The organism is Deinococcus sp. YIM 134068 (assembly GCF_036543075.1).
Lineage (GTDB): Bacteria > Deinococcota > Deinococci > Deinococcales > Deinococcaceae > Deinococcus > Deinococcus lichenicola.
This window is the reverse complement of the sequence record NZ_JAZHPF010000001.1, coordinates 193,775-215,290: the sequence shown is the minus strand read 5'-3', so window position 1 is coordinate 215,290 and position 21,516 is coordinate 193,775. Positions and strand designations below refer to the sequence as shown.

The following is a 21,516-nucleotide window of genomic DNA, read 5'->3' as shown; positions in this document are numbered from 1 at the left end:
GCCCCCGCGCATTGTGGGCGAAAGGTGAAGCGCCGGACGGGGAAAGGTCCCCTCCGGCGCTAGGTCGTCCTCCGCTCCTTCTCTCTTTGATTCCCGCCCTCTTCAGTTCCCGATCTCCGGCCTCGCCGCCAGCACGAGCTTGAGTTCGATCTTCCTGCCGCCGCGCAGGACGCTCAGGGTGATGGTCTCGCCGGGGCGGTAGCGGCGCACCGCGAACTGGAAGTCCGAGAAGTTGGCGATGGTCCTGCCGTTCACCGCCGTCACGATGTCGCCGGAGATACGCTTGCCCTGATCGTTGAGGGTGAGGGGCTGGAGGCCCGCGCGGGCGGCGGGGCTGCCGGGCGAGACGCTGGTGAAGAAGGCCCCCGGCGTGTTGCCGAGGTCGAAGTAGCGGCTGATCTCCGGGAACGCCTCGGCGGGCAGCGCGAAGGCGGCCTCAAGCTGCGGCGCGAGGCCAATGCCGATCACGGGCGCGTCCAGCTTCACGCCCTTGCGTAGGGCCGTGAGCTTCGCGTCCGTCTGCGTGACGGGCACGGCGTAGGCGGTGATGCGCGGTCCGCTCGCCGTCCGGCCTTCCACGCTGATATAGCTCACCACGCCGACCGCCTCGCCCCGCGCGTTGATGATCGGCCCGCCGCTGTCGCCGGGCACGAGTGGCGCGTTCAGCTCCAGCGTGCCCGGCGGGAAGTCCGCGCGCCCCGCGTCGCTGTCCAGCCCCGTCAGCCGCCCGGTCTTGGACACCAGGAACTCCCCGGCCCCGTTCCCGATGGCGAGCGCCGGGTCCCCCACCCTGGGCCGGTTCTCGGCGAGCGGCAGCGCGGGCGTGGAGGCGGGGAGGTTGACCCGGATGAGCGCGAGGTCGGACTGATCGTCGTAGCCGATGACCTGCACCGCGTACCGCTTGCGGTCCACCGTCTGCGCGCTCAGCGTCTTGGAGGCGAAGATGACGTGATAGGCGGTCAGCGCGTAGCCGTCGCCGATGTGGAAGGCCGTGCCCACGCCGTTCGGCTCGCGGCAGTTGTTGGGCGGGCAGTCCTCGATCCGCAACACCGCCGGGCGCAGCTTACGGTAGAGGGCGGTCAGCGCCGTCGTCTCCGACGAACTCAGCGGCGCGGGCGCGGCGGCGCGGCGCTGGGCGGGCGTCGTGGCCGGGGAGGAGGGGGCGGCGGTCTGCGCGTGGACGGTCGCGCCACCGAGCAGCAGGGCGGTCAGCACGGTCAGGCCACGGACGGCGGCGGGACGCAGGGCGCTCATGCCCTAGTGTGCGTGTTCGCGCGGGCCGAGTCTGTGGAGTGTCTTCCGTTCCAGTGACCGGGGTTCTAGATCACCCCGAGGTGAGGTCATTCTCCCGGCTGGGTGCTCACCAGACAGGAAATGAGCGCCCTGACGACCTCCGGCGAGTGGGAGCTGGCAACCGGCGACCCTCCCAACACCCTACCCCTCCTGCCCCCCCAGCCCCAGACGGCGCTCGATCAGCCCGCCCAGCCGGGTCAGAAGGCCGGGGCCGCTCCAGCCTGTCACGCACGCGGCGGCGAGGAGCAGGGCCGGGGCGGGGGCCGAGCGCAGCGGCACCGTCACGCTCAGCAGCGCCACTGCAGTCACCGCCGCGATGCCCGCCGCCACCGCCAGCGCCAGCGCCCGCCGGGCCGGGGGAGGAGCCGGGCGCGAGAGCAGCCGCGCAAGTTGCGTCACGGCCCCCGCCCCGAACGCGGTCGCCAGCAGGGGGAGAAGGTCGGTAAGGGGGGCAGGGTCGGTCATGGCGGGCCTCCGGGAAGGGATGGGAAGACGTGGGCCGCCCCAGGTGGGAAGCCTTCGGAAGACGGACGGAGGAGAGAGGCGGTCTCCTGTTCGAGGAGAGGGGTGGGTACGTCCCCAACATAATATGTCCGTAGTCATATCGTCAAGTCATAGGATTCCAGTTGTGGCTTTCCGCACACCCTAGACTTTTCGCGTGACCTCTTCCGTCCCCGACCTTTCCCGCTGGCTGCGAGAGCGGCGCACTCTTCTAGGTCTGCGTCAGGACGAGGTGGCCCGCCGCACCGAGCTTCACGGGGGCGAGGCGGGCAGCGTGACCCAGCCGTACCTCAGCCGATTGGAGCGGGGGACGCGGCCCCTGGGTGCCCTGACTCCCGTGCGGCAGGACGCCCTGCGCCGTGCGTTGGAGATCAGTGCGAGCGAGTGGGTGGCGCGGACGGGCCTGCCGATGCTGACCATCCCCGGCGAGGGGGACGTGATGCTGGGGACGCTGGAACTCGTCCGCGTGCCCGTGCGGGCGCTCGCGTCGGCGGGGCTGCCGCTCGCGGAGGACCACGGCAGCGTCATCGACCACGAACTCGTCCCCGCGCGGGAATACCGTCCCGAGATGCTCGTGCTGGAGGTGCAGGGCGACTCCATGAGCACGGGCGAGGGCGGCGCGGGCGGCATCCGCCCAGGCGACCGCGTGTACGTGGACCCCGGCGACCTCGACCTGCGCGAGGGCCGCATCTATGTTCTCCATGTCCCCGGCCTCGGCCTGACCGTCAAGCGGTTGCGCCGCTACGGCCCGCACGTCTGGCTCACGAGTGACAACCCAGACCACCCGCCCGTCAAGCCCGAGGAGGCGACGGTGGTGGGGCGGGTGTATTACCACCAGCCGAGGGGGAGCAGGTTGTAGGGGGAGCCGTCAGCCATCAGCGATCAGCTTTCAGCCGATAGCATGGCCCCGTGAGCACCGACTCCCTGACTCGCGTGTTCGTCTACGGGACGCTGATGCCCGGCGAGCGGAATGCGGACATAGCGGCGAGGGGCGGTGCGTTCGAGGCTCAACCCGCCCGTCTTCCCGGCTTCCGGCTCCTTCACCTGCTCCCGGAGGCGTATCCAGCCATCCGGCCTGGTGGGATTACAGACGAGGTGCGCGGCTACGTTCTCACCTATGACCCAAGCGACTGGGAGACGGCCCTTCCCTTCCTCGACGAGTTGGAAGGCGTGGACGAGGTGCCGCCGCTGTACACGCGGGAGCAGGTCAACGTGACGCTGGAGGGGGGAGGGGTGCAGGCCGTCTGGGTCTACGTCTACGCCGACACTGCCCGTCTCGCCCGCCCCGGCGTGATTCCTATTCCGAGCGGTGATTGGCGGGAGGCCCCCCACCGTGCCCGTCCCAGAGTGGGCGACCGCTGAACGCCTTCTGTGATGCTGGCCGCTGGAAGCTGGAAGCCAAACAAAAAACCGCCCCCGAAGAGGCGGCTGGGTGGGAAGACTCTCAGCGAATGACGCGCTGGCCGCGACGGATGCCGAGGCGGTCGGTGAGGGCGATGTAGCCGTCGTAGTCGGTGCGCTCCAGGTACTTCAGGAGGCGGCGGCGCTGGCCGTTGAGGAGTTGCAGGCCGCGCTGACCGTGCTTGTCCTTCTTGTTCTCGGTCAGGTGGCGCGACAGGTTGGTGATGCGCTCGCTGAGCAGCGCGATCTGTACCGTCGTGCTGCCGGTGTCCTTTTCGCTCTGGGCAAAGGTCTGGATGGTCTGCTTCTTGTCGATCACAGGTTGTACCTCTCTTGTTATGAAGTCCCGCGCGCAGCAGCCGGGCCAAATGCTCCCTCTGGGAGTGCCCCACCGCTCGCGGCGGCAAACGTCAGCCTACCACATCGGGGCCGTCCGGCAAGGGCCGCAGTTGACAAGGCCGGGAACGCCGCCTATCATTCCTTTCGCTTCACCGTTGCTGGGGTGGCGGAATTGGTAGACGCACTAGCTTGAGGTGCTAGCGCCGCGAGGCGTGTGGGTTCAAGTCCCATCTCCAGCACCAACGGGCCGCCGGAACCTCACCGTTCCGGCGGCGCACTTTTGCACCTGTGTCCGCCTTGCCACCTTCGGGACGTGTGCTACACTCCGCCCTGCATTGCTGGCGCAGCGCAGCGGGGACGCCTGAACCTGGTCAGGACCGGAAGGTAGCAGCCATAAGGGATGATCCTCGGGTGCCGTTGCTCACCGGCAATGCTTTTTGTGTTTCCCGACCCCGTGACATGATCGGCCATGTCCACCCGGCCCGCCACACCCGCCGACGCCCCCGCTATCGCCCGCATCTACAACGAGGGCATTGCCGACCGGGTGGCGACCTTCGAGACGAGGGAGCGCACGGCGGCGGAGGTGGCGGAGCGGCTGCGCGGTCCCCATCCCGCCGTGGTGGTGTTGAACGGGGCTGGAACGGTCGTCGCTTTCGCGTGGACTAGTCCCTACAGCGCGCGGGAAGCGTATGCGACCATCGGCGATCACAGCGTTTACGTGGCACGGGAAGTGCGCGGGCAGGGTCACGGCGAGGCGGCCCTCCGCGCCCTGATGGACGCCGCGCGGACGGCGGGGCTGCACAAGCTCACCAGCCGCGTATTCGTGGAGAACGCCGCCAGCCGCCGCCTGCACGCCCGCTGCGGCTTCCGCGAGGTGGGCATCCACCACCGCCACGCCCGCTTGGACGGCGAGTGGCGCGACGTGGTGACGGTTGAGGTGCTGCTGGATGGGGAAACCCAGAGCATTTGACAGAAGAACGTTTGTCACCCTGAGCGAAGCGAAGGGCCTCCTTCATCTCACTTCGAGATGCTTCGCTGACGCTCAGCATGACAATTTTCGTGTCAACTGCACTGGGAGCCGCCTTGTGCCGGGAGCAGGTGAGGAACGTCGGGCCGCGTCGCCACCGTTCAAAATGTCAAGCTGAGGAGCGTGGTGTGAGATGGCGACGGAACTCAAGCCGACCGTGACGTACGAGGACACTCTGGGGCGGCTGGACATTCGCTTAGGGCGCGTGGTAGAGGTCGAGGTGGAGGCGAGCGCGCCGAGGGCGGCGTACCGGCTGACCGTGGACTTCGGGAAGTACGGGCACCGGGTCAGTGTGGGCCGCTTCACCGGGCACGCGCCGGGCGACCTGCTGGGGCGTCAGGTGGTAGGGGTACTCAATTTTGAGCCGCGCCAGATCGGCGACGCGACCTCCGAAGTGTTGATCCTCGGCGTGCAGTTTCCGGGGGCCGCGAGTGGGGAGGCGACCGTCCTGACCCCCGCGCGGGAGGCCAAGCTCGGCGGCAAAGTGTTCTGAGCGTCGGCACAGGCGAACGCCCCGGCCCTCATCGCGTCTTCGGGATCAGCACCAGCGACTGCGTTTCCTTCATCACGGCGAGTTCGCGCAGGCGCTCGGCGTCAAGGTCGCCCGACTTGGCGAGGGCTTCGGCCTTCTTGCGGTCGATGGTGGCGGCCTCCAGCGCGGCGGCGTCGCCGAACACGTCGCGGAAGCGGTCGAGGGGATATTCCACCCGGCGCGAGGTCTTGAGGTCGGCGCGGTAGAGGTCAGTCTCGGCACGGGCACCAGAGGCTAGGGCGGCCTTGATCTGCGCGGCCAGCTCGTCGCGCTCCAGCTCCAGCCCCTGCATCGTGTCGCGCAGGGTGGCGTAACGTTCGAGGAGATCGTCGAGGGTCGGCGCTTCTTCAGCTTGGGCGGGCTGGTCCAGCATGGACCGACGATAGCGCCCACCTGTGGCGGCAAGCGTGCAGATAGGCTTGAACGGGGTCCAGCCCGCGCCCGGTAGCATGGGCGGTGTGAGCGAGCCGACTCCCCCCTTCGATCCGCGTGAGCTGGAGCGGCGCATTCTGGCGGCGATTCGCCGGGGCGCGAGCATGGAAGACATCGCCGAGTTGCGCCCGGCCCGCCTCGCCTCGCCGGAGGACGCGATTCAGGCCCTTCAGGACGGCAACGCCCGCTTCTTCTCGGGGCAGGCCACCCGCCCGGAGGTGGACGCCAACCAGCGCCGCGCGCAGATCATGGGGCAGACACCCTTCGCGGCGGTCCTCGCGTGCAGTGACAGCCGGGTGCCCGTGGAGATCGTCTTCGACCAGGGCCTCGGCGACCTCTTCGTGGTGCGGGTGGCGGGCAACGTGGTCGGCGACGCGGGGCTGGGGACGCTGGAATACGCGACCGAGCATCTCGACGTGCAGCTCATCGTCGTCATGGGCCACGAGGGCTGCGGCGCGGTGGCGGCGGCGATGCTGTCCGACGAGAGGATCGCGCAGGAGCCGGAGAACCTCCGCAAGCTCATCGCCCGCATCCAGCCCTGCGTGCGTGACCTGCCCCCCATCCGCGACAAGAAGGCCCGGATGCGCGAGGCCGTGCTCAACAACGTGCGCTGTCAGGTCGCCGCCCTGCGCGAGCAGCCCGTCATTCAGGCCGCCGAGGCGCGCGGGCAGATTCGCGTCATCGGGGCCTACTACGAGATCGGCTCGGGCGCGGTGGATTTCCTCATCGACGAGGAGGACCTGCGGCCCTAGCCGTGCCCCTCCCCTGTCTGGCGCTCAAGGCCGAGCTAAGCTGCTTCTCAGGGCAAAGCAGTTTATAAAACAGGTCAACAGGCGTAGGTTGGGAGGTCGCGCGGTGCCCCGTCCGAGCGGAGACGAGCGGTGCCCCACCAGCGGAGGAACCATGAAGCGAATCCTGCCCCCCCTGCTCACCGGGCTGCTCCTGACGGGCGGTGCCGAGGCCCAGACTCGTCCCACCACCCTCGAATCCGGCGTCCTCAAGATCGGGATGGAGGGCACCTACGCGCCCTTCACCTTCAAGGACGAGAGGGGGCAACTCGTCGGCTTCGACGTGGACATCGCCAAAGCCGTCGCCGCCAGGCTGGGCCTCAAGCCGGAGTTCGTGCTGACCGAGTGGAGCGGCATCCTCGCCGGGTTGCAGGCGCGGAAGTACGACGTGATCGTGAATCAGGTCGGCATCACGCCGGAGCGGCAGAGGGCCATCGGGTTCAGCGCCCCCTACGCCTACAGCTCGCCGCAGATCATCGTCCGTGGGAACGCGAACACTTCCTTCAGGACCCTCGCCGACCTGAAGGGCAAGCGCGTCGGCGTGGGGCTGGGGAGCAACTTCGAGAAGCAGTTGCGCGACGCGGGCGGCATCAACGTCGTGACGTACCCCGGTGCCCCCGAGTACCTGCGTGACCTGATCTCGGGCCGCCTCGACGCCGCGTACAACGACCGCCTGCTCGTGGGCTACCTCATCAAGCGCGACAACCTGCCCGTGAAGGGCGCGGGCGTGATCGGCGACCCGGAGGCGGTGGGCATCGCGCTTCGCAAGGACAACACGGGCCTCAAGACCGCCATCGACCGGGCGCTGCGGCAGATCAGGGCGGACGGCACCTACGCCCGCATCAGCCGCCAATGGTTCGGGCAGGACGTGGGCCAGCCGGGGCAGTGAGGATCGGGGGCGGCGGGACGTGGGGGAAGCCCTGTTCGTCTCGCCGCCCCTTAAGGTGAGCCTGTGGACCTCTCCTTCATCCTGCAAAGCGCCCTCCAGGCCCTGCCCGTCCTCGTGCAGGGGGCGGGCATCACGCTGGCGTTCGCGCTCGCGGCGATGGTGCTGGGGCTGCCGCTGGGCTTCGCGGTGGCGCTCGCGCGGCTGTCACGGGTGGGGCCGCTGCGGGCGCTGACGGGGCTGTACGTCTCCTTCATCCGGGGAACGCCGCTGCTGGTGCAGATTTTCGTCATCTACTACGGGCTGCCGAGCTTCGGCGTTACCCTCAGCCCGGTGGTGGGCGGCGTGCTGGCCCTGACTCTGAACGCCGGGGCCTACCTCTCGGAGACAATCCGCGCGGCGATCCTGTCGGTGGGGCGCGGGCAGCGGGAGGCGGCCTACAGCCTGGGCCTGACGCCCTCGCAGACGATGCGGCTGATCGTGCTGCCGCAGGCCCTCCGGGTCGCTGCCCCCAGCCTCGGCAACAGCCTGATCGGGCTGGTGAAGGACACGTCGCTCGTCTCCGTGATCACGGTGGTCGAACTGCTGCGGAGCGCCCAGCTCGTCATCGCCCGGACCTTCGAGCCGTTCGGCCCTTACCTCATGGCGGCCCTGCTGTACTGGGCCATCAGCGCCGTGCTGGAGGTCGTGCAGCGGCGGGTGGAGCGGCGGCTGTCACGGGGGGTGGCGTAGGGGAGCGGTCAGCCGTCAGCTTTCGGCGGTCAGCGCAAATCCGCCTGGGGCTTCGGCCCGTTCGTCAACGCGCCGGGTTGAACGTACGTCCATCAACTTTCGCCCCTTCCTTACCCTCACACCCTCCTCCCCCCTGTCCGTTTAAGCTGGACGGGTGCTCTCCCTCCAGAAAGCCGCGAGCATCCTGGGAGCTTTCAGCGCCGAGCAGCCCGAGTGGGGGGTGCGGGCGCTCGCCGCGCATCTGAGCGTGCCGCGTGCTACCGCCCACGCCTACCTCGCCGGGCTGACGGAGGCGGGCTTCCTGCGGCGCACACCCGCCGGGAAGTACCGCCTGTCGTGGCACATCGCGGAGATGGGGGGGCAGCTCACGGCGGCGCTGCCGTGGTTTCCTGACGCGCGGTCGCTCATCACCCGGCTCGCGCTGGGGGTGCGGGCGGTGGCCTTCCTGTGCATTCTGGAGGGCGAGGAGGTCGTGTGCGCCATCCGGGAGCGGCACCCCGACGCGGACATCGACCTGCCGCTCGACATCTACCTGCCCGCCACGGCGACGGCGAGCGGCAAGATTCTGTACGCCCACGCCGACTTCCAGCCGCGCACCTTCAGCGTCTGCACGGAGAGCAGCATCACCACGCCCGACGAGTGGCGCACCGAGGTCGCCCGCGTGCGGCGGCGGGGCTACGCCTACTCCATCGAGGAGTGGGTGACGGGGCAATGCACCCTGGGCGTGCCCTACCAGCACGGGGGGCAGGTCGTCGCCGCCATCGGCGTGCAGATGAGCGCCGGACGCTACCTCCGCGAGGAACGGCAGGTGCGCGAGCGTGTGCTGGGCATCGTGCGCGAGGCGGAGGAGTTGGCGTAGGGGCTGGTGCTGTCCACCGGTAGGGTGTGCCGGGATGGTCGGCTGGACCCTGGCGCGAGAAGACGGACCACCTTCACGCGAGGGGCGGGACGAGTCAACCACAGCGCGGTAGGTGAGAGGGCCGCTCTCCTACCAGCGCACTCCACCGGAGAACAGGACTCTTCTCCTCCAGACTCCACATCCCCAGTCCTGACCTCTGACCTGCTTATCTCCCCGGTTCGATGATCACCTTCCCCGTCGTCTTGCGGTCGAGGATGTCCTGAAAGGCGCGGGCGCTGCCCTCCAGCGGGTAGGTCGGTCCGACCTGCGGCGTCACCTGCCCGCTCGCCACCAGCGGCGTAAGCGCCTGCGCGGCCTCGCGGGTCGCCTCCCGGTCGCCCATCAGCGAGGTGAGCCACAGCCCGGTCACGGTGAGGTTGCGTTTCATCAGCTCCACGGGACGCAGGTTCGCCCCCTCGCGGCTGGCGTTGCCGATCACGATGATCCGGCCCCGGTTGGCGGCCATATCCAGGCTCTCCTGAAAGCGGCTGCCACCCACGACCTCCAGGATGAGGGGCACGCCCTGTCCGCCCGCCGCGTCCCTCACCTTCTGCACCCGGTCGGGGTCGTCTTGCAGCAGGGTCACGTCGGCACCGAGGTCCTGGGCGATTCGCAGCTTCTCCCCGGTGCTCGCCATCGCCACGACGTTCATGCCCATCGCCTTCGCCAGTTGGATGCTCGCCGTGCCCAGCGCCCCCGCCGCCGCCTGCACGAGGACCCACTCGCCCTCCTGCCCGTGCCCCAGCGTCTTCAGCCCGTGGTAGGCCGTGAAGTACGACACCGGGAAGGCGGCGGCCTGCGCGGCGGTGAACGTCGAGGGGACGGGAATGAGCGCCGCCGCCGGGGACAGCGCGTACTCGGCCAGTCCGCCGCGCCCGCCCAGGCTCGCCACCCTCTGACCGACCTCCACCCCGCTCACGCCCTCGCCGAGTGCGTCCACGACTCCGGCGAATTCCATGCCCGGCGTGTAGGGCACCCGCGTGCGCGTCAGGTACTCGCCCGCCACGGCGAGCACGTCCGCGAAGTTGATGCCCACCGCCTCCACCCGCAGCCGCACCTCGCCGGGACCGGGCTGGGGGACGGGCAGCTCGCGCACTTCCAGCACCTCGGGCGGGCCGAGGCGTTCCACGACGATGGCCTTCATGGATGGGGTCATGCGGCGAGCATACCCGACTGTTCCCCGGTGGGTGAACGTGAACGTACACCTTGAACGCGGACGTATTTGACCCCGGCCCCGACCCGTGGAAGCATGGGCCTCACCGAAGGAGGTACCAATCCATGAGCATCGTCGAGCAGACCCGTCAGGGGAACGTTCTCGTCCTGACCATCCAGAACCCACCCGTCAACGCCTTCTCGCCCGGTGTGCCGGAAGGACTGCACGCTGGCCTGGACGCCGCGCTGGCGGACGAAGCGGTGCGCGCCGTCGTCATCATCGGCGGTGGGCGCACCTTCATCGCGGGGGCGGACATCAAGACCTTCGACCTGCCCCGCGAGCAGGCCCCAGACCTGCGCGGTTTCATCTCCCGCCTCGACAGCTTCGAGAAGCCGACCGTCGCCGCCATCCACGGCACGGCCCTCGGCGGCGGGCTGGAGGTGGCTCTCGCCTGCACCTACCGCGTGGCGGTCAGGGACGCGCAGATGGGGCTGCCCGAAGTGAAACTCGGTGTCCTGCCCGGCGCGGGCGGCACACAACGGCTGCCCCGCGTGGTCGGCGTCCAGAAGGCGTTGGAGATGATGCTCTCGGGCAACCCGGTCAAGGCCACGGAAGCCAAAGAACTTGGCCTCGTGGATGAGATCGTGGAGGGCGAGTTGCTGGATGGTGCGGTGAGCTTCGCGCGGGCACACGCCGACGCCCGCCCCCTGCCCCGCGTCAGCGAGCGCGCGGTGACGGACGCCAGCCCGGAAGTTTTTGCCGCCGCCCGTCAGAGCCTCGGCAAGACGCACCGGGGCCAGCTCTCGCCCTCCCTCATCGTGGACCTCGCGGAGATGGCGGCCACCCAGCCCTTCGCGGTGGGCTGGGACGCAGAGGCGCGCCTCTTCATGCAGGCGAAGGACTCCCCCCAGTCGCGCGGCCTGCGCCACATCTTCTTCGCCGAGCGCGAGGCGGGCAAGATTCCGGGGCTGGGCAAGAACACGCCCACCACCGAGATCAAATCCGCCGGAATCATCGGCGCGGGCACGATGGGCGGCGGCATCGCCATGAACTTCCTGAACGTGGGCATCCCCGTCACCATCGTGGAGACCTCGCGGGAGGCGCTCGACCGTGGCCTCGGTATCATCCGCCGCAACTACGAGAACACGGCGAGGAAGGGCCGCCTGAGCATGGAGGACGTGGAGGGGCGCATGGGCCTCCTCACACCCGCTCTCGACATGTCCGCGCTCTCGGACGCCGACATCATCATCGAGGCCGTGTTCGAGAACATGGACGTGAAGAAGGACATCTTCAAACGGCTGGACGCCATCGCCAAGCCCGGTGCCATCCTCGCCACGAACACCTCGACCCTCGACGTGAACGAGATTGCCTCCGTGACCTCGCGCCCCGAACAGCTGATCGGCCTGCACTTCTTCAGCCCGGCGAACGTCATGAAGCTTCTCGAAATCGTGCGCGCCGGGAAGACGAGCGATTCCGTCCTCGCCACCAGCATGGCCCTCGCCAGGCGCATCAGGAAAGTGGGCGTGGTGGTCGGCGTCTGCGACGGCTTCGTGGGCAACCGCATGATTCACCGCTACGGCGAGGAGGCGCGCAAGCTCGTGGAGGAGGGTGCCCGCCCGCAGGACGCCGACGCTGCCATGCACGCGCTCGGGCTGCCGATGGGACCCTTCGAGATGAGCGATATGGCCGGGCTGGATATCGGCTATTCCATCCGCCAGCACCAGGCGAAGGTGCGCGGCCTCCCCAAACCCGACGGCTGGCTCGACCGTATCGTGGAGGCCGGGCGCAAGGGCCAGAAGACGGGCGGCGGCATCTACGACTACGACGAGAAACGCCGTCCCAGCCCCAACGCCGATATGCAGAGGCTCATCGAGGACTACCGCGCCGAGCAGGGCCTCCAGCCGCGCGAGCTGGGGCAGGAGGAGATCACCGGACGCCTCGTCTACAGCCTCGTGAACGAGGGCGCGCAGATTCTCGACGAGGGCATCGCCCAGCGCGCGGGCGACATCGACGTGATCTACATCTACGGCTACGGCTTCCCCGCCCACCGGGGCGGCCCTATGCAGTACGCCGACGAGGTGGGCTTGCAGAACGTGGTGGCCGAGCTGGAGCGGTACGGCCAGACGCCCGCGCCGCTCTTGAAGAGGCTGGCGGAGGAGGGGGGAACGTTCGCGGGGTGGGACCGGCAGAGGGCGGGAGCCTGAAATCGTTCTCGGATTTGATAACTTTGGTGGAGTGAGCCATGCCCCGCAAAATCCGCGATCTGATTCGTGAGTTGGAAAGGGCTGGATTCGAGTTGAGGAGCGTGCGGGGCAGTCACCGGAAGTACGTCCGGGGCGAGGTCACGGTCATTATCAGCGGCAGCGCGGGCGACGACGCGAAGAAGTATCAGGAGCGGGCTGTGCAGGACGCGCTAGGACGGGAGTAAAGGGGGCACGATGTATCTGACGATCATCACTTCTGGTGAACGCAACTGGAGCGCTCTCGTCCCCGAACTGACCTGTCTCGGAACGGCACCAACCCGCGACGATCTGATCCGCCTGACCCGTGAGGCCATCGCGCTGGCGCTGGAGGATCAGCCAAGTGCCGTACCCCGCCTGCGAAACGTGAACGATCTCGACGCCGATTTGAGGAGCGACTTGGACGGCAGCGAGGAGATCGTCTTTCTCACCCCCGCTGAGATGAACCCGGTCAGCTTGGAAATCGAGCACGCGTTGAAGACGGCTGGTGTGACGCAAGCGGAGCTGGCCCGTCGCCTCGGCACCAGCCGCTCCGCCGTCAACCGCCTCGTTAACCCGTTCTACTGGGGCCACTCGCTCGACATGCTCCGGCGAGTGGCTGCCGCCCTGGAAGCTGAGCTGGAAGTCAAGTTGACGACGAAGGCGTCGTGACTGTGAAAGTTGGACCTGTGAGCGAGAAATTTGAAGTGGAAGTGTTTTATAGAAACTCTGGTGTCTGGGTATTCAAACGACCCGACAGGGGATACCCCAGCATTTCCATTCAAGGTGACAGCTTGGCCCTTATGCTCAGCCGCATTGAGTCAACGATTAAGCAGCTTGAATCCGGCCAGTGGAATGAGGAAGGCGAGTATGACCTTGGATTCGTGCGAGATGCGCTCTTGGGTTTCTGGACTATCTATCAACAGCACGGAATACGTGATGGAGTTTTGAGAACGCAGGACCAACCCAAGGAGGAGGAATAACATGCGTGAAGCCGTCATCGTTTCCACCGCCCGCACCCCCATCGGCAGGGCTTACCGGGGGGCCTTCAACGCCACGCCCTCGCCCACGCTGGCCGCCCACGCCATCCGCGCCGCCGTGCAGCGGGCCGGAGTCGAACCCGCCGAGATCGACGACTGCGTGATGGGCGCGGCGATGCAGCAGGGCGTCCAGACCACCATTGGCCGCAACGCCGCGCTGCGCGCTGGCCTCGGCGTGGGGGTGGCGGGCATGTCCATCGACCGCCAGTGCGCCTCCGGCCTCATGTCCATCGCCACGGCAGCCAAGCAGATCATCGTGGACCGGATGGACGTGTGCGTGGCGGGCGGCGTGGAGTCCATCTCGCTCGTGCAGACGCCGGAGATGCGCGTGGGGCCGGACCCCGAACTCCTGTCCATGCACAACGGCGTCTACATGCCGATGATCGACACCGCCGAGGTCGTCGGTCATCGGTACTCGGTCAGCCGCGAACGCTGCGACGAGTACGCCCTGCGCTCTCAGCAGCGCACCGCCCGCGCTCAGGCGGAGGGCCTGTTCGACGAGGAGATCGTCCCCGTGACCGCGCGCATGGCCGTGACCGACAGGGCGACGGGCGAGGTCACGATGCGGGAAGTGACGCTGACGAAGGACGAGGGCAACCGCCCCGACACGACGCTGGAGGGCCTGCGCTCGCTGAAGGCCGTGCGCGGCGAGGGCAACCAGATCACGGCGGGCAACGCTTCTCAACTCTCCGATGGGGCCGCCGCCTGCGTGCTCATGGAGGCGGGGCTGGCCGAGCGCCGGGGCATGAAACCGCTCGGGCGCTACATGGGCATGGCCGTCGCGGGCACCGACCCCGACGAAATGGGCATCGGCCCGGTGTACGCGGTGCCCAGGCTCCTGAAGCGTTTCGACCTCACCGTGGATGACATCGGCCTGTGGGAGCTGAACGAGGCGTTCGCCGTGCAGGTGCTCTACTGCCAGGACAAGCTCGGTATTCCCGATGAACTCCTCAACGTCAACGGTGGCGCTATCTCCATCGGCCACCCCTATGGCATGAGCGGCGCGCGGCTCGTCGGCCACGCCCTGATCGAGGGTCGTCGCCGGGGCGTCAAGTACGTCGTGGCGACGATGTGCGTCGGCGGCGGCATGGGGGCGGCGGGGCTGTTCGAGGTGTTGTAAGGGCAGGGATGAGGGTTGAGAGATGAGGGATGAGGGGCGCGGGGCGGGAGAGGGCCGTCTCGCGCCCTCTTCTTTTGCCCTCGTGTGAAGGACCACGGTGTTTTGCTCCCTCTCCCCTCGTGGGAGAGCGCCGGGGTGAGGGGGCGACGTGATGACTCCAACGCCCTACTCCCGCCAACACCATGCTCACTACTCCCGCCAACACCATGCTCACAATCGTTCAACATTAAACGATCTACACTTCTCCCATGACCACCTCCCCCCTCATCCCTCACGGGCTGCACCACATCACCGCCGTGACGGCGAACGCGCAGGCGAACCTCGACTTCTACACGGGCGTGCTGGGGCTGCGGCTCGTGAAGAGGACGGTGAATCAGGACGACGTGACGGCCTATCACCTGTTCTTCGCGGACGGGGCGGGGAGTCCGGGAAGCGACCTGACGTTCTTTGAGTGGCCCGTGCCGCCCGAGGTGCCGGGAAACAACAGCATCACGCGGACGGGGCTGCGGGTGCCCACCGGGAGTCTGGAGTGGTGGGCCGAGCATCTGCGCGGGCATGGCCTGAGCGTCACGCCTGTCACCCGCGCGGGCCGTGCTCACCTCGACTTCGCCGACCCGGAAGGCCAGCGCCTCAGCCTCGTGGAGGGGGGTCCGGAGGGGGTGGTATGGGAGGGCAGCCTCATCCCCGCCGAACACCAGATTCTCGGTCTCGGCCCCGCCGAACTCACCCTGCCCGGCCTGTTTCCCACCGAGCGGGTGCTGACGCGCGCCTACGGCCTGCACGCGGCGGGCACGTACCCGGACCCGGAGAAGCCGGAGCGGACGGTCCACGTGTACGCGATGGGGGAGAGTGGACCACACGCCGAACTCCACCTTCGCCTCGATCCCAGCCTGCCCCCGGCCCGGTCCGGTGCGGGCGGCGTCCACCACCTTGCCCTGCGAGTGCGCGACGACGACTACCACGCCTGGAGCGCCCGCTTGAGCGGCCTCGGTCTGCGAACGAGCGGCGAGGTGGATCGCCACTGGTTCCACTCGGTCTACTACCGCGAGCCGCAGGGCGTCCTGATCGAGCTGGCGACCGACGGCCCCGGCTTCGCGGTGGACGAGGCCCCGGAGCATTTGGGGGAAACGCTGGTCCTCGCGCCCTTTCTGGAGGGACAGCGCACGCAGATTGAGGCGGGCTTGACGCCGTTAAGACTCCGGCGGAGGGAGGGCTGAGCTACCGCAGATGCGCCCTCCCCGACCTCATGCCCCGTTTCAGGCTGAGGGTGTAGCACCAGGCCCTCCTCACGTTCTGGCGGAGACCACAGCTTGTGACTGCGGCTCATGGTCAAGCGTAGGTATGCCGGAAACGATAACGTCCGCCCGCTCCCAGGGTCGCTCCTGAGCAAAAAAGGGAACCTCCTCGGCCATCCACTCGTCCCAGAACGCTTCGACCTCCGCCGTGCCCCCGTCACGCACCAACCCCCGTGCCTTCGCCTTCTCGATGTCCGCCTGCACCCAGACCACAACATCAAGCCACGGCATCAGTTCGCGGCGGGCCGCCCCGCAGCCCTCCACGACGACCAGGGGACAGCCGGAGGGCACCACGATGGCCCCCTCTCGGCCTCGTGCGTCCCAGGCCGGGGGGCGATAGCGCACCGCCTGACCGCCGTGGACGGGAATGAGCACACCGTCGCGGGCGAGCGTTGCCCAGTCGAAGAAGGCATGGTGCCAGGCGATATCGTCTGTATGCACGACAACAGAGCCTGGAACGGCACGATGGAGCACGGCTGCAAACGTCGATTTCCCACTTGCTCCACGCCCATCGACGGCCAGGACTCCCGGTCGCTCGGTCGCTTCTGGGAACTTGCGCTGACAGGAGTTGAGCAACGCCACCAGTGAAACGACGGTCCACGGCCCGAAGTCGGGTTCTTCTGGTGGCAACTTCATGGGTTCTGACACTACAGGGACCACGTGAGGGGAGCTGATTCTTCGCTCCGGTCAGGAGGTTTGACAGGTCGTCAGGGTAGCGGCATCTCTGGAAACACATGGAGCGGCGGCGCGAAGAAGTTCTCTCCGGCTTTGCGATCCCTTGCGCCCGCCGCCCTCCCCCTGGGCGGTATGGTGGGGGCATGAGTTGGCTAGAGCGCCTGCGGGACGGGCTGAGCAAGACCCGCAAGCAACTGAACGACACCGCCGGGACTCTGGGCACCGACCTGCGGGACACCTTCACGAACCGGCTGGACTCCATCGAGGACCTCGAATACGCCCTGATCGCCGCCGACGTGGGCCGCGCCGCCACCGAGGAAATTTTGGCCGACGTGCGGGCGAGCGATAAACCGAATCTGCAAGAGGCGCTCATGGAGGCCCTCACCCTGCAACTCGAACCCAACGCGCGCCGGGCGCAGTTCCGCAAGTTCGGCTTCGCCCCGAACGCGCGGCGCACGGCGGTGGACCCGGGGGGCCGAGTCGTCATGGTGATCGGCGTGAACGGGGTGGGCAAGACGACCACCATCGCCAAGCTCGGGCAGTACTACATGGGCCGGGGCCGCAGCGTCATGTTCGCCGCCGGGGACACCTTCCGCGCGGCGGCGGGCGCGCAGCTCGGCGTGTGGGGCGACCGCCTCGGCGTGCCCGTCGTGCAGGGGCCGGAGGGGGGCGACCCCGCCGCCGTGGCCTTTGACGCGGCGAGCGCGCGTGTGGCGCGGGGCACCGACCTCCTCCTCGTGGACACCGCCGGGCGGCTCCACACCAAACACAACCTGATGGAGGAGCTGAAAAAGGTCCGCCGCGTCATCGAGAAGGCCGATCCCGGCGAACCCGCCGACGTGTGGCTCGTCCTCGACGCCGTGACCGGGCAAAACGGCCTGACGCAGGCCAAGAAGTTCCACGAGGCCACCCCCCTCACGGGCGTGATCGTTACCAAGCTCGACGGCACGTCGAAGGGCGGCATCCTCATCCCCATCGTGCGGGAACTCGGCGTGCCCATCAAGTTCATCGGCGTGGGCGAGGGGCCGGACGACCTGCAACCCTTCGACAGCGGGGACTTCGTGCGCGCCCTGTTCGATGTGGACATTCCCAAGAGCGTGTGAGGAGAGGTCTGGACGGGAGGCGGCGTGGGGTCCGCCTCCTGACCGTTCGTAACGGGCCTTGAGGAACGGGCCATGTGACGGGCCTGCAAGAGGGGGAGGCCTAGGGTGGGGGCATCTCACCCACCGCCTCACGTCCTCCCGGCGAGGCGAAAAGGACCCCCATGCGTACTTCCCTCGCCCTGCTGCTCCTCGCCTCCCTGACCCTCACGGCCTGCGGGGGCACGACAACCGAAGCGCCTCAGCCGACCGACGCCGGGGACCAGACCATGAGTGCCGAGGAGGCCCTGATCCTTCAGCAGGTCAACGAGGCCCGCGCTCAGTCCCGCAGGTGCGGGGACGTGAGCTTCGCCGCCACCACGCCCGTCACCTGGAACGGCTTCCTCGCCGCCGCCGCCCGCGCCCACGCCGACGACATGGCTACGCGGGGGTACTTCGAGCACCTGAGTCCCGAGGGCGAGGACATGCAGGCCCGCGCCGAGGCCGCCGGGTACACGAACTGGCGTGAGTTGGGCGAGAACCTCGCCACCGGGCACGCGGGCGCGGACGTGATGGCCGCGTGGCTGGCGAGCGAGAGCCACTGCCGGACCATCATGAATCCGAAATTCAGGGAACTCGGCGTCGGGTACGTGAACCGTCCCGGCAGCGTCGGTGTGACGTACTGGGTGCAGGTCTTCGGGACGCGCTGAGGGGAGGGGTGGACGCCTTCGTCTTCCCGGAGCCGATTCGTTGGATGAGGAGGACGCTCCCAGTGCCTGGTAGGGGATTTCGCATCGGGTGTACCCGGAGAGGCGAACATTCGGGCCTCCTTACACCAGGCCCGGATGTTCGCCTTCCCCCTGTTCCCCGCTGAGAAGCGAGGGGGCAGCCCGAACCCGCCGGTCGTGACTCTTGAAGACGTTGTGTGGTCACGTCTGCTCCCCGTGACGATACAGCTCGCCCTCACTCCATCGCCGTCTGGATTCCCTGTGGCAACTCCCCCGCCACCCTCTCCAGCGTGCGGGCGGCGGCGGCGCGGACCATCTTCTCGAAGGCGGCCCCGCCCCAGCCCTCCGCCTGCGGGGTTTGGAGGTGGGCGCGGAAGTGGAAGTGGAAGGCGACCGCCCCGAGGTCGTCCACGTTCGCCCGCCCGCCGACCTCCACCCACGCCCGCTCACCCGTCAGCGGCTGCGGCGTGAGGGCCGCCCCGTCGGGCGTGACGCTGAGGAGGCTGCGAAAGGGCAGGTCCACCTCCCCGAGGACGGGCACAGGTACGACGAGTTCACCGGAGACGTACTCGGCGTTGCCCGCCAGGCCGCGCAGGAAGCGCACCCGCGCGAGGGACAGGCCCGCGTCGCGCACGAAGGCGAGGGCCGCCTCCCGCCCCCGTGGGTGGGTGAGGGTGAAGCGCTGCTCGGCCTCGATCAGCACGGGCACCCTGGGATGTGGCGGGGCCGCGTCGGTCCACCCATGCTCAGTCCACCCACTCGATCACCACACGGTTTTCCTGCACGGCGGCCTGCAACTCGGTGTCGGCCACGCTCCGCAGCCGGGGCAGATGCGCGAAGCGGGGTGTGGCCGACGCAAAGCCCAGCCGCACCACCACGTCGTCGCTGAGTTCGTCCTTGCCGACGCGCCACACGAGCTGTGCCCCCAGAGATTCCAGGTGCCGGGCAAGCTGAGCGGCTCCCTCGGCCTGGGGCTGGGCTTCGTCCGAACCGGGGGGGTCAGGTCGGGTCGGGTCGGTCATGGGGGCATTGTACGTGCGGTTTCTGTACCACAAACGCGGTACAACGGGGGGTATGACCTCACCCGCCCCCCTCTCCTGGCGTGACCTCGAAACCCGCGTCGGCCTCGACAACCTCCCCGCCTTCCACCGCGCGTTCCTGATGTGGCGCGGGGTAGAGGGCACCGCCGAGATGCCCCTGCGCCGCGTCGGGCAGAGAGTGGAGGCTGAGCTGAACCGCATGGTACGGGAGGGGCAGGCGCGGAAGGAGGGCGACGACTGGACGCTCGCGCCCGACGTGCTCGACGGGTTCGGGGAGGCGCCGCCCTACCTCGGCTGATCGGGTTCCAGCAGCGCCGCCAGCCCGCGTGAGGCGGTGTCGCGGACGCTGTGGCTGAGGTACGGCGTGAGTTCGGTCGCCTCCGGGTTGACCTCGATGACCACGCCGCCCGCCCCCATCGCCTCCAGCGCCAGCCCCGCCGCCGGGTACACCACGCCGCTCGTGCCGACGATCAGGGCGACCTCCGCCCCCCGGAAGGCGTGCGAGGCGGCCTCCAGCGCGTCCTCCGGCAGATATTCCCCGAACCACACGATGTTGGGGCGCATGGGGGAGGCGCAGACGGGGCAGGTGGGCGGCGGCGTGAAGGTCTCCGGGTCGGGGAGGGGAGCCACCGTGCCGCACGTCTCGCAACGGGCCGTGGAGAGGTTGCCGTGTAACTCCACCAGCCGCCCGCCGTGGCTGCCGCTTCTCGCCCGCGCGTGCAGGCCGTCCACGTTCTGCGTTGCCAGGAAGAAACCGCTCCCCTTCTCCCGCTCCAGCCCGGCGAGGAGGTGGTGAGCGGCGTTGGGCGTGGCGCGCGTCACGTCGGCGTAGCGGCCCGCGTACCACTGCCACACCGTCTCCGGGTCACGGCGATACGCGCCGGGGCTGGCGAGGTCCTCCGGGCGGAAGCGTGCCCAGTGGCCCGTCTGTGCGTCGCGGAAGGTGGGGATGCCGCTCTCGGCGCTCACGCCCGCGCCCGTCAGCACGGCTATGCGGCGGGCGGAGCGGAGGGCGGCGCGGGCATCGGCGAGATTCATGGGGGAGAGGGTAGCGTGGTCTACCACCGGGACAAAACGAGGCGGCCTCCTGTCCTTCAAACTATGACCATGAGGACGACTCTCCGGCTGGACGACGATCTCCACCGCCGCGCCAGGATGGAGGCGGCCCGGCGGGGCATCATGCTGACGCAACTTGTGGAGGAAGGGTTGCGGATGCAGCTTGAGCAGCCGCGCTCACGGCCAGCTCAACCTCTCGTCAAGCTCCATACATATACCGGTCCAGAGGGGTTCAACTTCACACCGGAAGCATTCAAGGCGCTGATCAACGACGACAGCGAGCAACTTGCCAAGCTCGGCCCGTCTCCCGCCGTCATACCGGACAACGATCAATGAGTTACCTCCTTGACGCAAACGCCCTGCTCTACGCTTTTCAGACGACCAAACCGCGTCACCCGGCTTTCCTCGGCTGGCTACGCCAGGCGCTCACCGATGCGGAGACCCTCTACTCCAGCAGTCTTAGTGAGGTGGCGCTGGCCCGTATCTCCACGCGCGTCTACAACACTCCCGCCGAGGACGTATTCAAGTTCTTGGCCGACCTCCACGCCCAGCTCACCTACCGTCACCTCGAACTCGGCAAGGCGGGACTGGACCGTTGGCGGCAACTCGTGTTGAGCCTGGGGCTGTGCGGTAACGACCTCAACGACGCATATCTTGCTGCGCTAGCGTTGGAGCATCGGCTGACGCTGGTGACGGCGGACGCGGGTTTCGCTCGCTTTCCCGGCCTGCGGGTGTTCACACCTGCCTGAGACACGCTCAACTCGGCCAACCCAGAAACTCCGGCGGCACCGCGTCCACCAGCCACACGCCGTTCTCGGAGCGCGCGAAGACGTGCCCGGCAGCGTGCATATCCCCGGCCCGGACAGTCAGGATGACGGGCTTTCCACGCCGCGCCCCCACCCGGCGGGCCGTCTCCACGTCGGGCGAGAGGTGGACGTGGTGGCGGGAGAGGCGGCGCAGCCCCTCGCGGCGGATGGCGGGCAGCGCCTCCGGGTGCGTGCCGTGGTACAGCACGGGCGGCGGCACGGCGGGCACGAGGCCGAGGTCCACCGGGACGCTGTGGCCCTGGTTGGCGCGAATGCGCTCGCCGTCCAGCGAGAAGCGCCGCTTGTCGTTCGTGGCGACGACCCGCTCCACCTGCTCCCGCGAGACGCGGAGGTGGCGCAGAATCGTCTGTACCGGCACCCAGCCTCCGGGTTCCAGCGTGACGCCCAGATCGCCCGGCGCGTGCCGCAGCAGGTAGGAGAGGCGGCGGGAAAGTTGCTCGTCGGTCATGGGTATA

The 21,516-nt window shown here is 68.6% G+C and carries 29 protein-coding genes, 1 tRNA gene and 1 other RNA gene; 21 read left to right on the top strand and 10 right to left on the bottom strand.

Going from position 1 to position 21,516, the window contains the following annotated elements:
- Positions 1 to 102: 102 nt before the first annotated feature.
- Positions 103 to 1,254, bottom strand: coding sequence for a S1C family serine protease (locus V3W47_RS01195; RefSeq protein WP_331823318.1), 1,152 nt, complete (start codon positions 1,252 to 1,254; stop codon positions 103 to 105).
- 180 nt (positions 1,255 to 1,434) lie between these two features.
- Positions 1,435 to 1,758, bottom strand: coding sequence for a hypothetical protein (locus tag V3W47_RS01190; RefSeq protein ID WP_331823317.1), 324 nt, complete (start codon positions 1,756 to 1,758; stop codon positions 1,435 to 1,437).
- Positions 1,759 to 1,951: 193 nt separating this feature from the next.
- On the opposite strand from V3W47_RS01190, the gene V3W47_RS01185 reads away from it, so the two are divergent.
- Together V3W47_RS01185 and V3W47_RS01180 are read left to right on the top strand one after the other, a co-directional pair.
- Complete coding sequence (locus V3W47_RS01185; RefSeq protein WP_331823316.1) at positions 1,952 to 2,653, top strand: XRE family transcriptional regulator; 702 nt, start codon at positions 1,952 to 1,954, stop codon at positions 2,651 to 2,653.
- Between the two features lie 50 nt (positions 2,654 to 2,703).
- Positions 2,704 to 3,156 carry a gamma-glutamylcyclotransferase family protein gene (locus tag V3W47_RS01180; protein ID WP_331823315.1) on the top strand — a complete coding sequence of 151 codons (453 nt, stop codon included), beginning with the start codon at positions 2,704 to 2,706 and terminating at the stop codon, positions 3,154 to 3,156.
- Positions 3,157 to 3,238: 82 nt separating this feature from the next.
- On the opposite strand, the gene rpsO is transcribed toward V3W47_RS01180, so the two are convergent.
- Positions 3,239 to 3,514 (bottom strand): 30S ribosomal protein S15, encoded by a 276-nt coding sequence (gene rpsO, locus V3W47_RS01175; RefSeq protein WP_331823314.1) that lies wholly within the window; start codon positions 3,512 to 3,514, stop codon positions 3,239 to 3,241.
- A gap of 177 nt (positions 3,515 to 3,691) precedes the next feature.
- On the opposite strand from rpsO, the gene V3W47_RS01170 reads away from it, so the two are divergent.
- The 4 genes from V3W47_RS01170 to V3W47_RS01155 all read left to right on the top strand — a co-directional run bounded on the left by V3W47_RS01170 (position 3,692) and on the right by V3W47_RS01155 (position 5,054).
- Positions 3,692 to 3,776: transfer RNA gene (locus tag V3W47_RS01170), tRNA-Leu, on the top strand.
- A gap of 93 nt (positions 3,777 to 3,869) precedes the next feature.
- Positions 3,870 to 3,968: signal recognition particle sRNA small type (gene ffs / locus V3W47_RS01165), an RNA gene on the top strand.
- A 35-nt stretch (positions 3,969 to 4,003) separates the two neighbouring features.
- Positions 4,004 to 4,504, top strand: coding sequence for an arsinothricin resistance N-acetyltransferase ArsN1 family A (locus V3W47_RS01160; protein ID WP_331823313.1), 501 nt, complete (start codon positions 4,004 to 4,006; stop codon positions 4,502 to 4,504).
- Between the two features lie 190 nt (positions 4,505 to 4,694).
- Positions 4,695 to 5,054: a tRNA-binding protein gene (locus V3W47_RS01155; protein ID WP_331823312.1), complete on the top strand. Its 360-nt coding sequence runs from the start codon at positions 4,695 to 4,697 to the stop codon at positions 5,052 to 5,054.
- A 28-nt stretch (positions 5,055 to 5,082) separates the two neighbouring features.
- Here V3W47_RS01155 and V3W47_RS01150 read toward each other — a convergent pair whose 3' ends face one another.
- Complete coding sequence (locus tag V3W47_RS01150) at positions 5,083 to 5,466, bottom strand: hypothetical protein (protein ID WP_331823311.1); 384 nt, start codon at positions 5,464 to 5,466, stop codon at positions 5,083 to 5,085.
- Positions 5,467 to 5,542: 76 nt separating this feature from the next.
- On the opposite strand from V3W47_RS01150, the gene V3W47_RS01145 reads away from it, so the two are divergent.
- From V3W47_RS01145 to V3W47_RS01130, 4 genes are all read left to right on the top strand, one after another.
- A complete protein-coding gene (locus V3W47_RS01145) occupies positions 5,543 to 6,277 on the top strand; it encodes a carbonic anhydrase (RefSeq protein ID WP_331823574.1) in 735 nt (244 codons plus the stop codon).
- Positions 6,278 to 6,428: 151 nt separating this feature from the next.
- Entirely contained in the window at positions 6,429 to 7,202 is a 774-nt protein-coding gene (locus V3W47_RS01140) for a transporter substrate-binding domain-containing protein (RefSeq protein WP_331823310.1), read from the top strand.
- A gap of 63 nt (positions 7,203 to 7,265) precedes the next feature.
- Positions 7,266 to 7,931, top strand: a complete 666-nt coding sequence (locus tag V3W47_RS01135) for an amino acid ABC transporter permease (protein ID WP_331823309.1) — start codon at positions 7,266 to 7,268, stop codon at positions 7,929 to 7,931.
- A gap of 154 nt (positions 7,932 to 8,085) precedes the next feature.
- Positions 8,086 to 8,790 (top strand): IclR family transcriptional regulator, encoded by a 705-nt coding sequence (locus V3W47_RS01130; protein WP_331823308.1) that lies wholly within the window; start codon positions 8,086 to 8,088, stop codon positions 8,788 to 8,790.
- Between the two features lie 205 nt (positions 8,791 to 8,995).
- On the opposite strand, the gene V3W47_RS01125 is transcribed toward V3W47_RS01130, so the two are convergent.
- Positions 8,996 to 9,985, bottom strand: coding sequence for an NADPH:quinone oxidoreductase family protein (locus V3W47_RS01125; protein ID WP_331823307.1), 990 nt, complete (start codon positions 9,983 to 9,985; stop codon positions 8,996 to 8,998).
- 122 nt (positions 9,986 to 10,107) lie between these two features.
- Between V3W47_RS01125 and V3W47_RS01120 the strand changes: the two genes are divergently transcribed.
- From V3W47_RS01120 to V3W47_RS01095, 6 genes are all read left to right on the top strand, one after another.
- Positions 10,108 to 12,186, top strand: a complete 2,079-nt coding sequence (locus tag V3W47_RS01120; protein WP_331823306.1) for a 3-hydroxyacyl-CoA dehydrogenase NAD-binding domain-containing protein — start codon at positions 10,108 to 10,110, stop codon at positions 12,184 to 12,186.
- A gap of 38 nt (positions 12,187 to 12,224) precedes the next feature.
- Positions 12,225 to 12,410 carry a type II toxin-antitoxin system HicA family toxin gene (locus V3W47_RS01115; RefSeq protein ID WP_331823305.1) on the top strand — a complete coding sequence of 62 codons (186 nt, stop codon included), beginning with the start codon at positions 12,225 to 12,227 and terminating at the stop codon, positions 12,408 to 12,410.
- Positions 12,411 to 12,420: 10 nt separating this feature from the next.
- Positions 12,421 to 12,873: a helix-turn-helix domain-containing protein gene (locus V3W47_RS01110; protein WP_331823304.1), complete on the top strand. Its 453-nt coding sequence runs from the start codon at positions 12,421 to 12,423 to the stop codon at positions 12,871 to 12,873.
- Complete coding sequence (locus tag V3W47_RS01105; RefSeq protein WP_331823303.1) at positions 12,870 to 13,184, top strand: DUF6959 family protein; 315 nt, start codon at positions 12,870 to 12,872, stop codon at positions 13,182 to 13,184. Before V3W47_RS01110 ends, V3W47_RS01105 begins: the two co-directional genes overlap by 4 nt.
- Before the next feature lies 1 nt (position 13,185).
- Entirely contained in the window at positions 13,186 to 14,361 is a 1,176-nt protein-coding gene (locus V3W47_RS01100) for an acetyl-CoA C-acyltransferase (RefSeq protein WP_331823302.1), read from the top strand.
- Positions 14,362 to 14,609: 248 nt separating this feature from the next.
- The gene (locus V3W47_RS01095; RefSeq protein ID WP_331823301.1) at positions 14,610 to 15,578 is read left to right on the top strand and encodes a ring-cleaving dioxygenase; all 969 of its coding nucleotides are present in this window, start codon (positions 14,610 to 14,612) and stop codon (positions 15,576 to 15,578) included.
- A 69-nt stretch (positions 15,579 to 15,647) separates the two neighbouring features.
- Here V3W47_RS01095 and V3W47_RS01090 read toward each other — a convergent pair whose 3' ends face one another.
- Complete coding sequence (locus tag V3W47_RS01090) at positions 15,648 to 16,097, bottom strand: hypothetical protein (RefSeq protein ID WP_331823300.1); 450 nt, start codon at positions 16,095 to 16,097, stop codon at positions 15,648 to 15,650.
- Positions 16,098 to 16,474: 377 nt separating this feature from the next.
- Between V3W47_RS01090 and ftsY the strand changes: the two genes are divergently transcribed.
- Both ftsY and V3W47_RS01080 read left to right on the top strand, forming a co-directional pair.
- Positions 16,475 to 17,434: a signal recognition particle-docking protein FtsY gene (ftsY, locus tag V3W47_RS01085; RefSeq protein WP_331823299.1), complete on the top strand. Its 960-nt coding sequence runs from the start codon at positions 16,475 to 16,477 to the stop codon at positions 17,432 to 17,434.
- A 161-nt stretch (positions 17,435 to 17,595) separates the two neighbouring features.
- On the top strand, positions 17,596 to 18,120 hold the full coding sequence (locus V3W47_RS01080; RefSeq protein ID WP_331823298.1) for a CAP domain-containing protein: 525 nt from the start codon (positions 17,596 to 17,598) through the stop codon (positions 18,118 to 18,120).
- 253 nt (positions 18,121 to 18,373) lie between these two features.
- Here V3W47_RS01080 and V3W47_RS01075 read toward each other — a convergent pair whose 3' ends face one another.
- Both V3W47_RS01075 and V3W47_RS01070 read right to left on the bottom strand, forming a co-directional pair.
- Complete coding sequence (locus tag V3W47_RS01075; RefSeq protein WP_331823573.1) at positions 18,374 to 18,841, bottom strand: DUF3809 domain-containing protein; 468 nt, start codon at positions 18,839 to 18,841, stop codon at positions 18,374 to 18,376.
- A gap of 43 nt (positions 18,842 to 18,884) precedes the next feature.
- Positions 18,885 to 19,160: a DUF3248 domain-containing protein gene (locus V3W47_RS01070; RefSeq protein ID WP_331823297.1), complete on the bottom strand. Its 276-nt coding sequence runs from the start codon at positions 19,158 to 19,160 to the stop codon at positions 18,885 to 18,887.
- Between the two features lie 52 nt (positions 19,161 to 19,212).
- Between V3W47_RS01070 and V3W47_RS01065 the strand changes: the two genes are divergently transcribed.
- Positions 19,213 to 19,476: a hypothetical protein gene (locus V3W47_RS01065; RefSeq protein WP_331823296.1), complete on the top strand. Its 264-nt coding sequence runs from the start codon at positions 19,213 to 19,215 to the stop codon at positions 19,474 to 19,476.
- Here V3W47_RS01065 and V3W47_RS01060 read toward each other — a convergent pair.
- Positions 19,464 to 20,216: an SIR2 family NAD-dependent protein deacylase gene (locus tag V3W47_RS01060; protein ID WP_331823295.1), complete on the bottom strand. Its 753-nt coding sequence runs from the start codon at positions 20,214 to 20,216 to the stop codon at positions 19,464 to 19,466. The two genes, V3W47_RS01065 and V3W47_RS01060, sit on opposite strands and share 13 nt — an antisense overlap.
- A 69-nt stretch (positions 20,217 to 20,285) precedes the next feature.
- Here V3W47_RS01060 and V3W47_RS01055 point away from each other — a divergent pair, with 69 nt between their 5' ends.
- Both V3W47_RS01055 and V3W47_RS01050 read left to right on the top strand, forming a co-directional pair.
- Positions 20,286 to 20,570, top strand: a complete 285-nt coding sequence (locus V3W47_RS01055; RefSeq protein ID WP_331823294.1) for a hypothetical protein — start codon at positions 20,286 to 20,288, stop codon at positions 20,568 to 20,570.
- Positions 20,567 to 20,983: a type II toxin-antitoxin system VapC family toxin gene (locus V3W47_RS01050; protein WP_331823293.1), complete on the top strand. Its 417-nt coding sequence runs from the start codon at positions 20,567 to 20,569 to the stop codon at positions 20,981 to 20,983. The genes V3W47_RS01055 and V3W47_RS01050 overlap by 4 nt, the downstream gene beginning before the upstream one ends.
- A gap of 7 nt (positions 20,984 to 20,990) precedes the next feature.
- Here the strand turns inward: V3W47_RS01050 and V3W47_RS01045 are convergent, their stop codons facing one another.
- Entirely contained in the window at positions 20,991 to 21,509 is a 519-nt protein-coding gene (locus tag V3W47_RS01045) for an RNA 2'-phosphotransferase (RefSeq protein ID WP_331823292.1), read from the bottom strand.
- Positions 21,510 to 21,516 lie beyond the last annotated feature (7 nt).

Bases quoted from the DNA above. Each gene is read 5' to 3' on its own strand.
- V3W47_RS01195 (WP_331823318.1), bottom strand. From the start codon at position 1,254: ATGAGCGCCCTGCGTCCCGCCGCCGTCCGTGGCCTGACCGTGCTGACC.
- V3W47_RS01190 (WP_331823317.1), bottom strand. From the start codon at position 1,758: ATGACCGACCCTGCCCCCCTTACCGACCTTCTCCCCCTGCTGGCGACC.
- V3W47_RS01160 (WP_331823313.1), top strand. From the start codon at position 4,004: ATGTCCACCCGGCCCGCCACACCCGCCGACGCCCCCGCTATCGCCCGC.
- V3W47_RS01155 (WP_331823312.1), top strand. From the start codon at position 4,695: ATGGCGACGGAACTCAAGCCGACCGTGACGTACGAGGACACTCTGGGG.
- V3W47_RS01150 (WP_331823311.1), bottom strand. From the start codon at position 5,466: ATGCTGGACCAGCCCGCCCAAGCTGAAGAAGCGCCGACCCTCGACGAT.
- V3W47_RS01145 (WP_331823574.1), top strand. From the start codon at position 5,543: ATGGGCGGTGTGAGCGAGCCGACTCCCCCCTTCGATCCGCGTGAGCTG.
- V3W47_RS01140 (WP_331823310.1), top strand. From the start codon at position 6,429: ATGAAGCGAATCCTGCCCCCCCTGCTCACCGGGCTGCTCCTGACGGGC.
- V3W47_RS01125 (WP_331823307.1), bottom strand. From the start codon at position 9,985: ATGACCCCATCCATGAAGGCCATCGTCGTGGAACGCCTCGGCCCGCCC.
- V3W47_RS01120 (WP_331823306.1), top strand. From the start codon at position 10,108: ATGAGCATCGTCGAGCAGACCCGTCAGGGGAACGTTCTCGTCCTGACC.
- V3W47_RS01115 (WP_331823305.1), top strand. From the start codon at position 12,225: ATGCCCCGCAAAATCCGCGATCTGATTCGTGAGTTGGAAAGGGCTGGA.
- V3W47_RS01110 (WP_331823304.1), top strand. From the start codon at position 12,421: ATGTATCTGACGATCATCACTTCTGGTGAACGCAACTGGAGCGCTCTC.
- V3W47_RS01100 (WP_331823302.1), top strand. From the start codon at position 13,186: ATGCGTGAAGCCGTCATCGTTTCCACCGCCCGCACCCCCATCGGCAGG.
- V3W47_RS01095 (WP_331823301.1), top strand. From the start codon at position 14,610: ATGACCACCTCCCCCCTCATCCCTCACGGGCTGCACCACATCACCGCC.
- ftsY (WP_331823299.1), top strand. From the start codon at position 16,475: ATGAGTTGGCTAGAGCGCCTGCGGGACGGGCTGAGCAAGACCCGCAAG.
- V3W47_RS01080 (WP_331823298.1), top strand. From the start codon at position 17,596: ATGCGTACTTCCCTCGCCCTGCTGCTCCTCGCCTCCCTGACCCTCACG.
- V3W47_RS01070 (WP_331823297.1), bottom strand. From the start codon at position 19,160: ATGACCGACCCGACCCGACCTGACCCCCCCGGTTCGGACGAAGCCCAG.
- V3W47_RS01065 (WP_331823296.1), top strand. From the start codon at position 19,213: ATGACCTCACCCGCCCCCCTCTCCTGGCGTGACCTCGAAACCCGCGTC.
- V3W47_RS01060 (WP_331823295.1), bottom strand. From the start codon at position 20,216: ATGAATCTCGCCGATGCCCGCGCCGCCCTCCGCTCCGCCCGCCGCATA.
- V3W47_RS01055 (WP_331823294.1), top strand. From the start codon at position 20,286: ATGAGGACGACTCTCCGGCTGGACGACGATCTCCACCGCCGCGCCAGG.
- V3W47_RS01050 (WP_331823293.1), top strand. From the start codon at position 20,567: ATGAGTTACCTCCTTGACGCAAACGCCCTGCTCTACGCTTTTCAGACG.
- V3W47_RS01045 (WP_331823292.1), bottom strand. From the start codon at position 21,509: ATGACCGACGAGCAACTTTCCCGCCGCCTCTCCTACCTGCTGCGGCAC.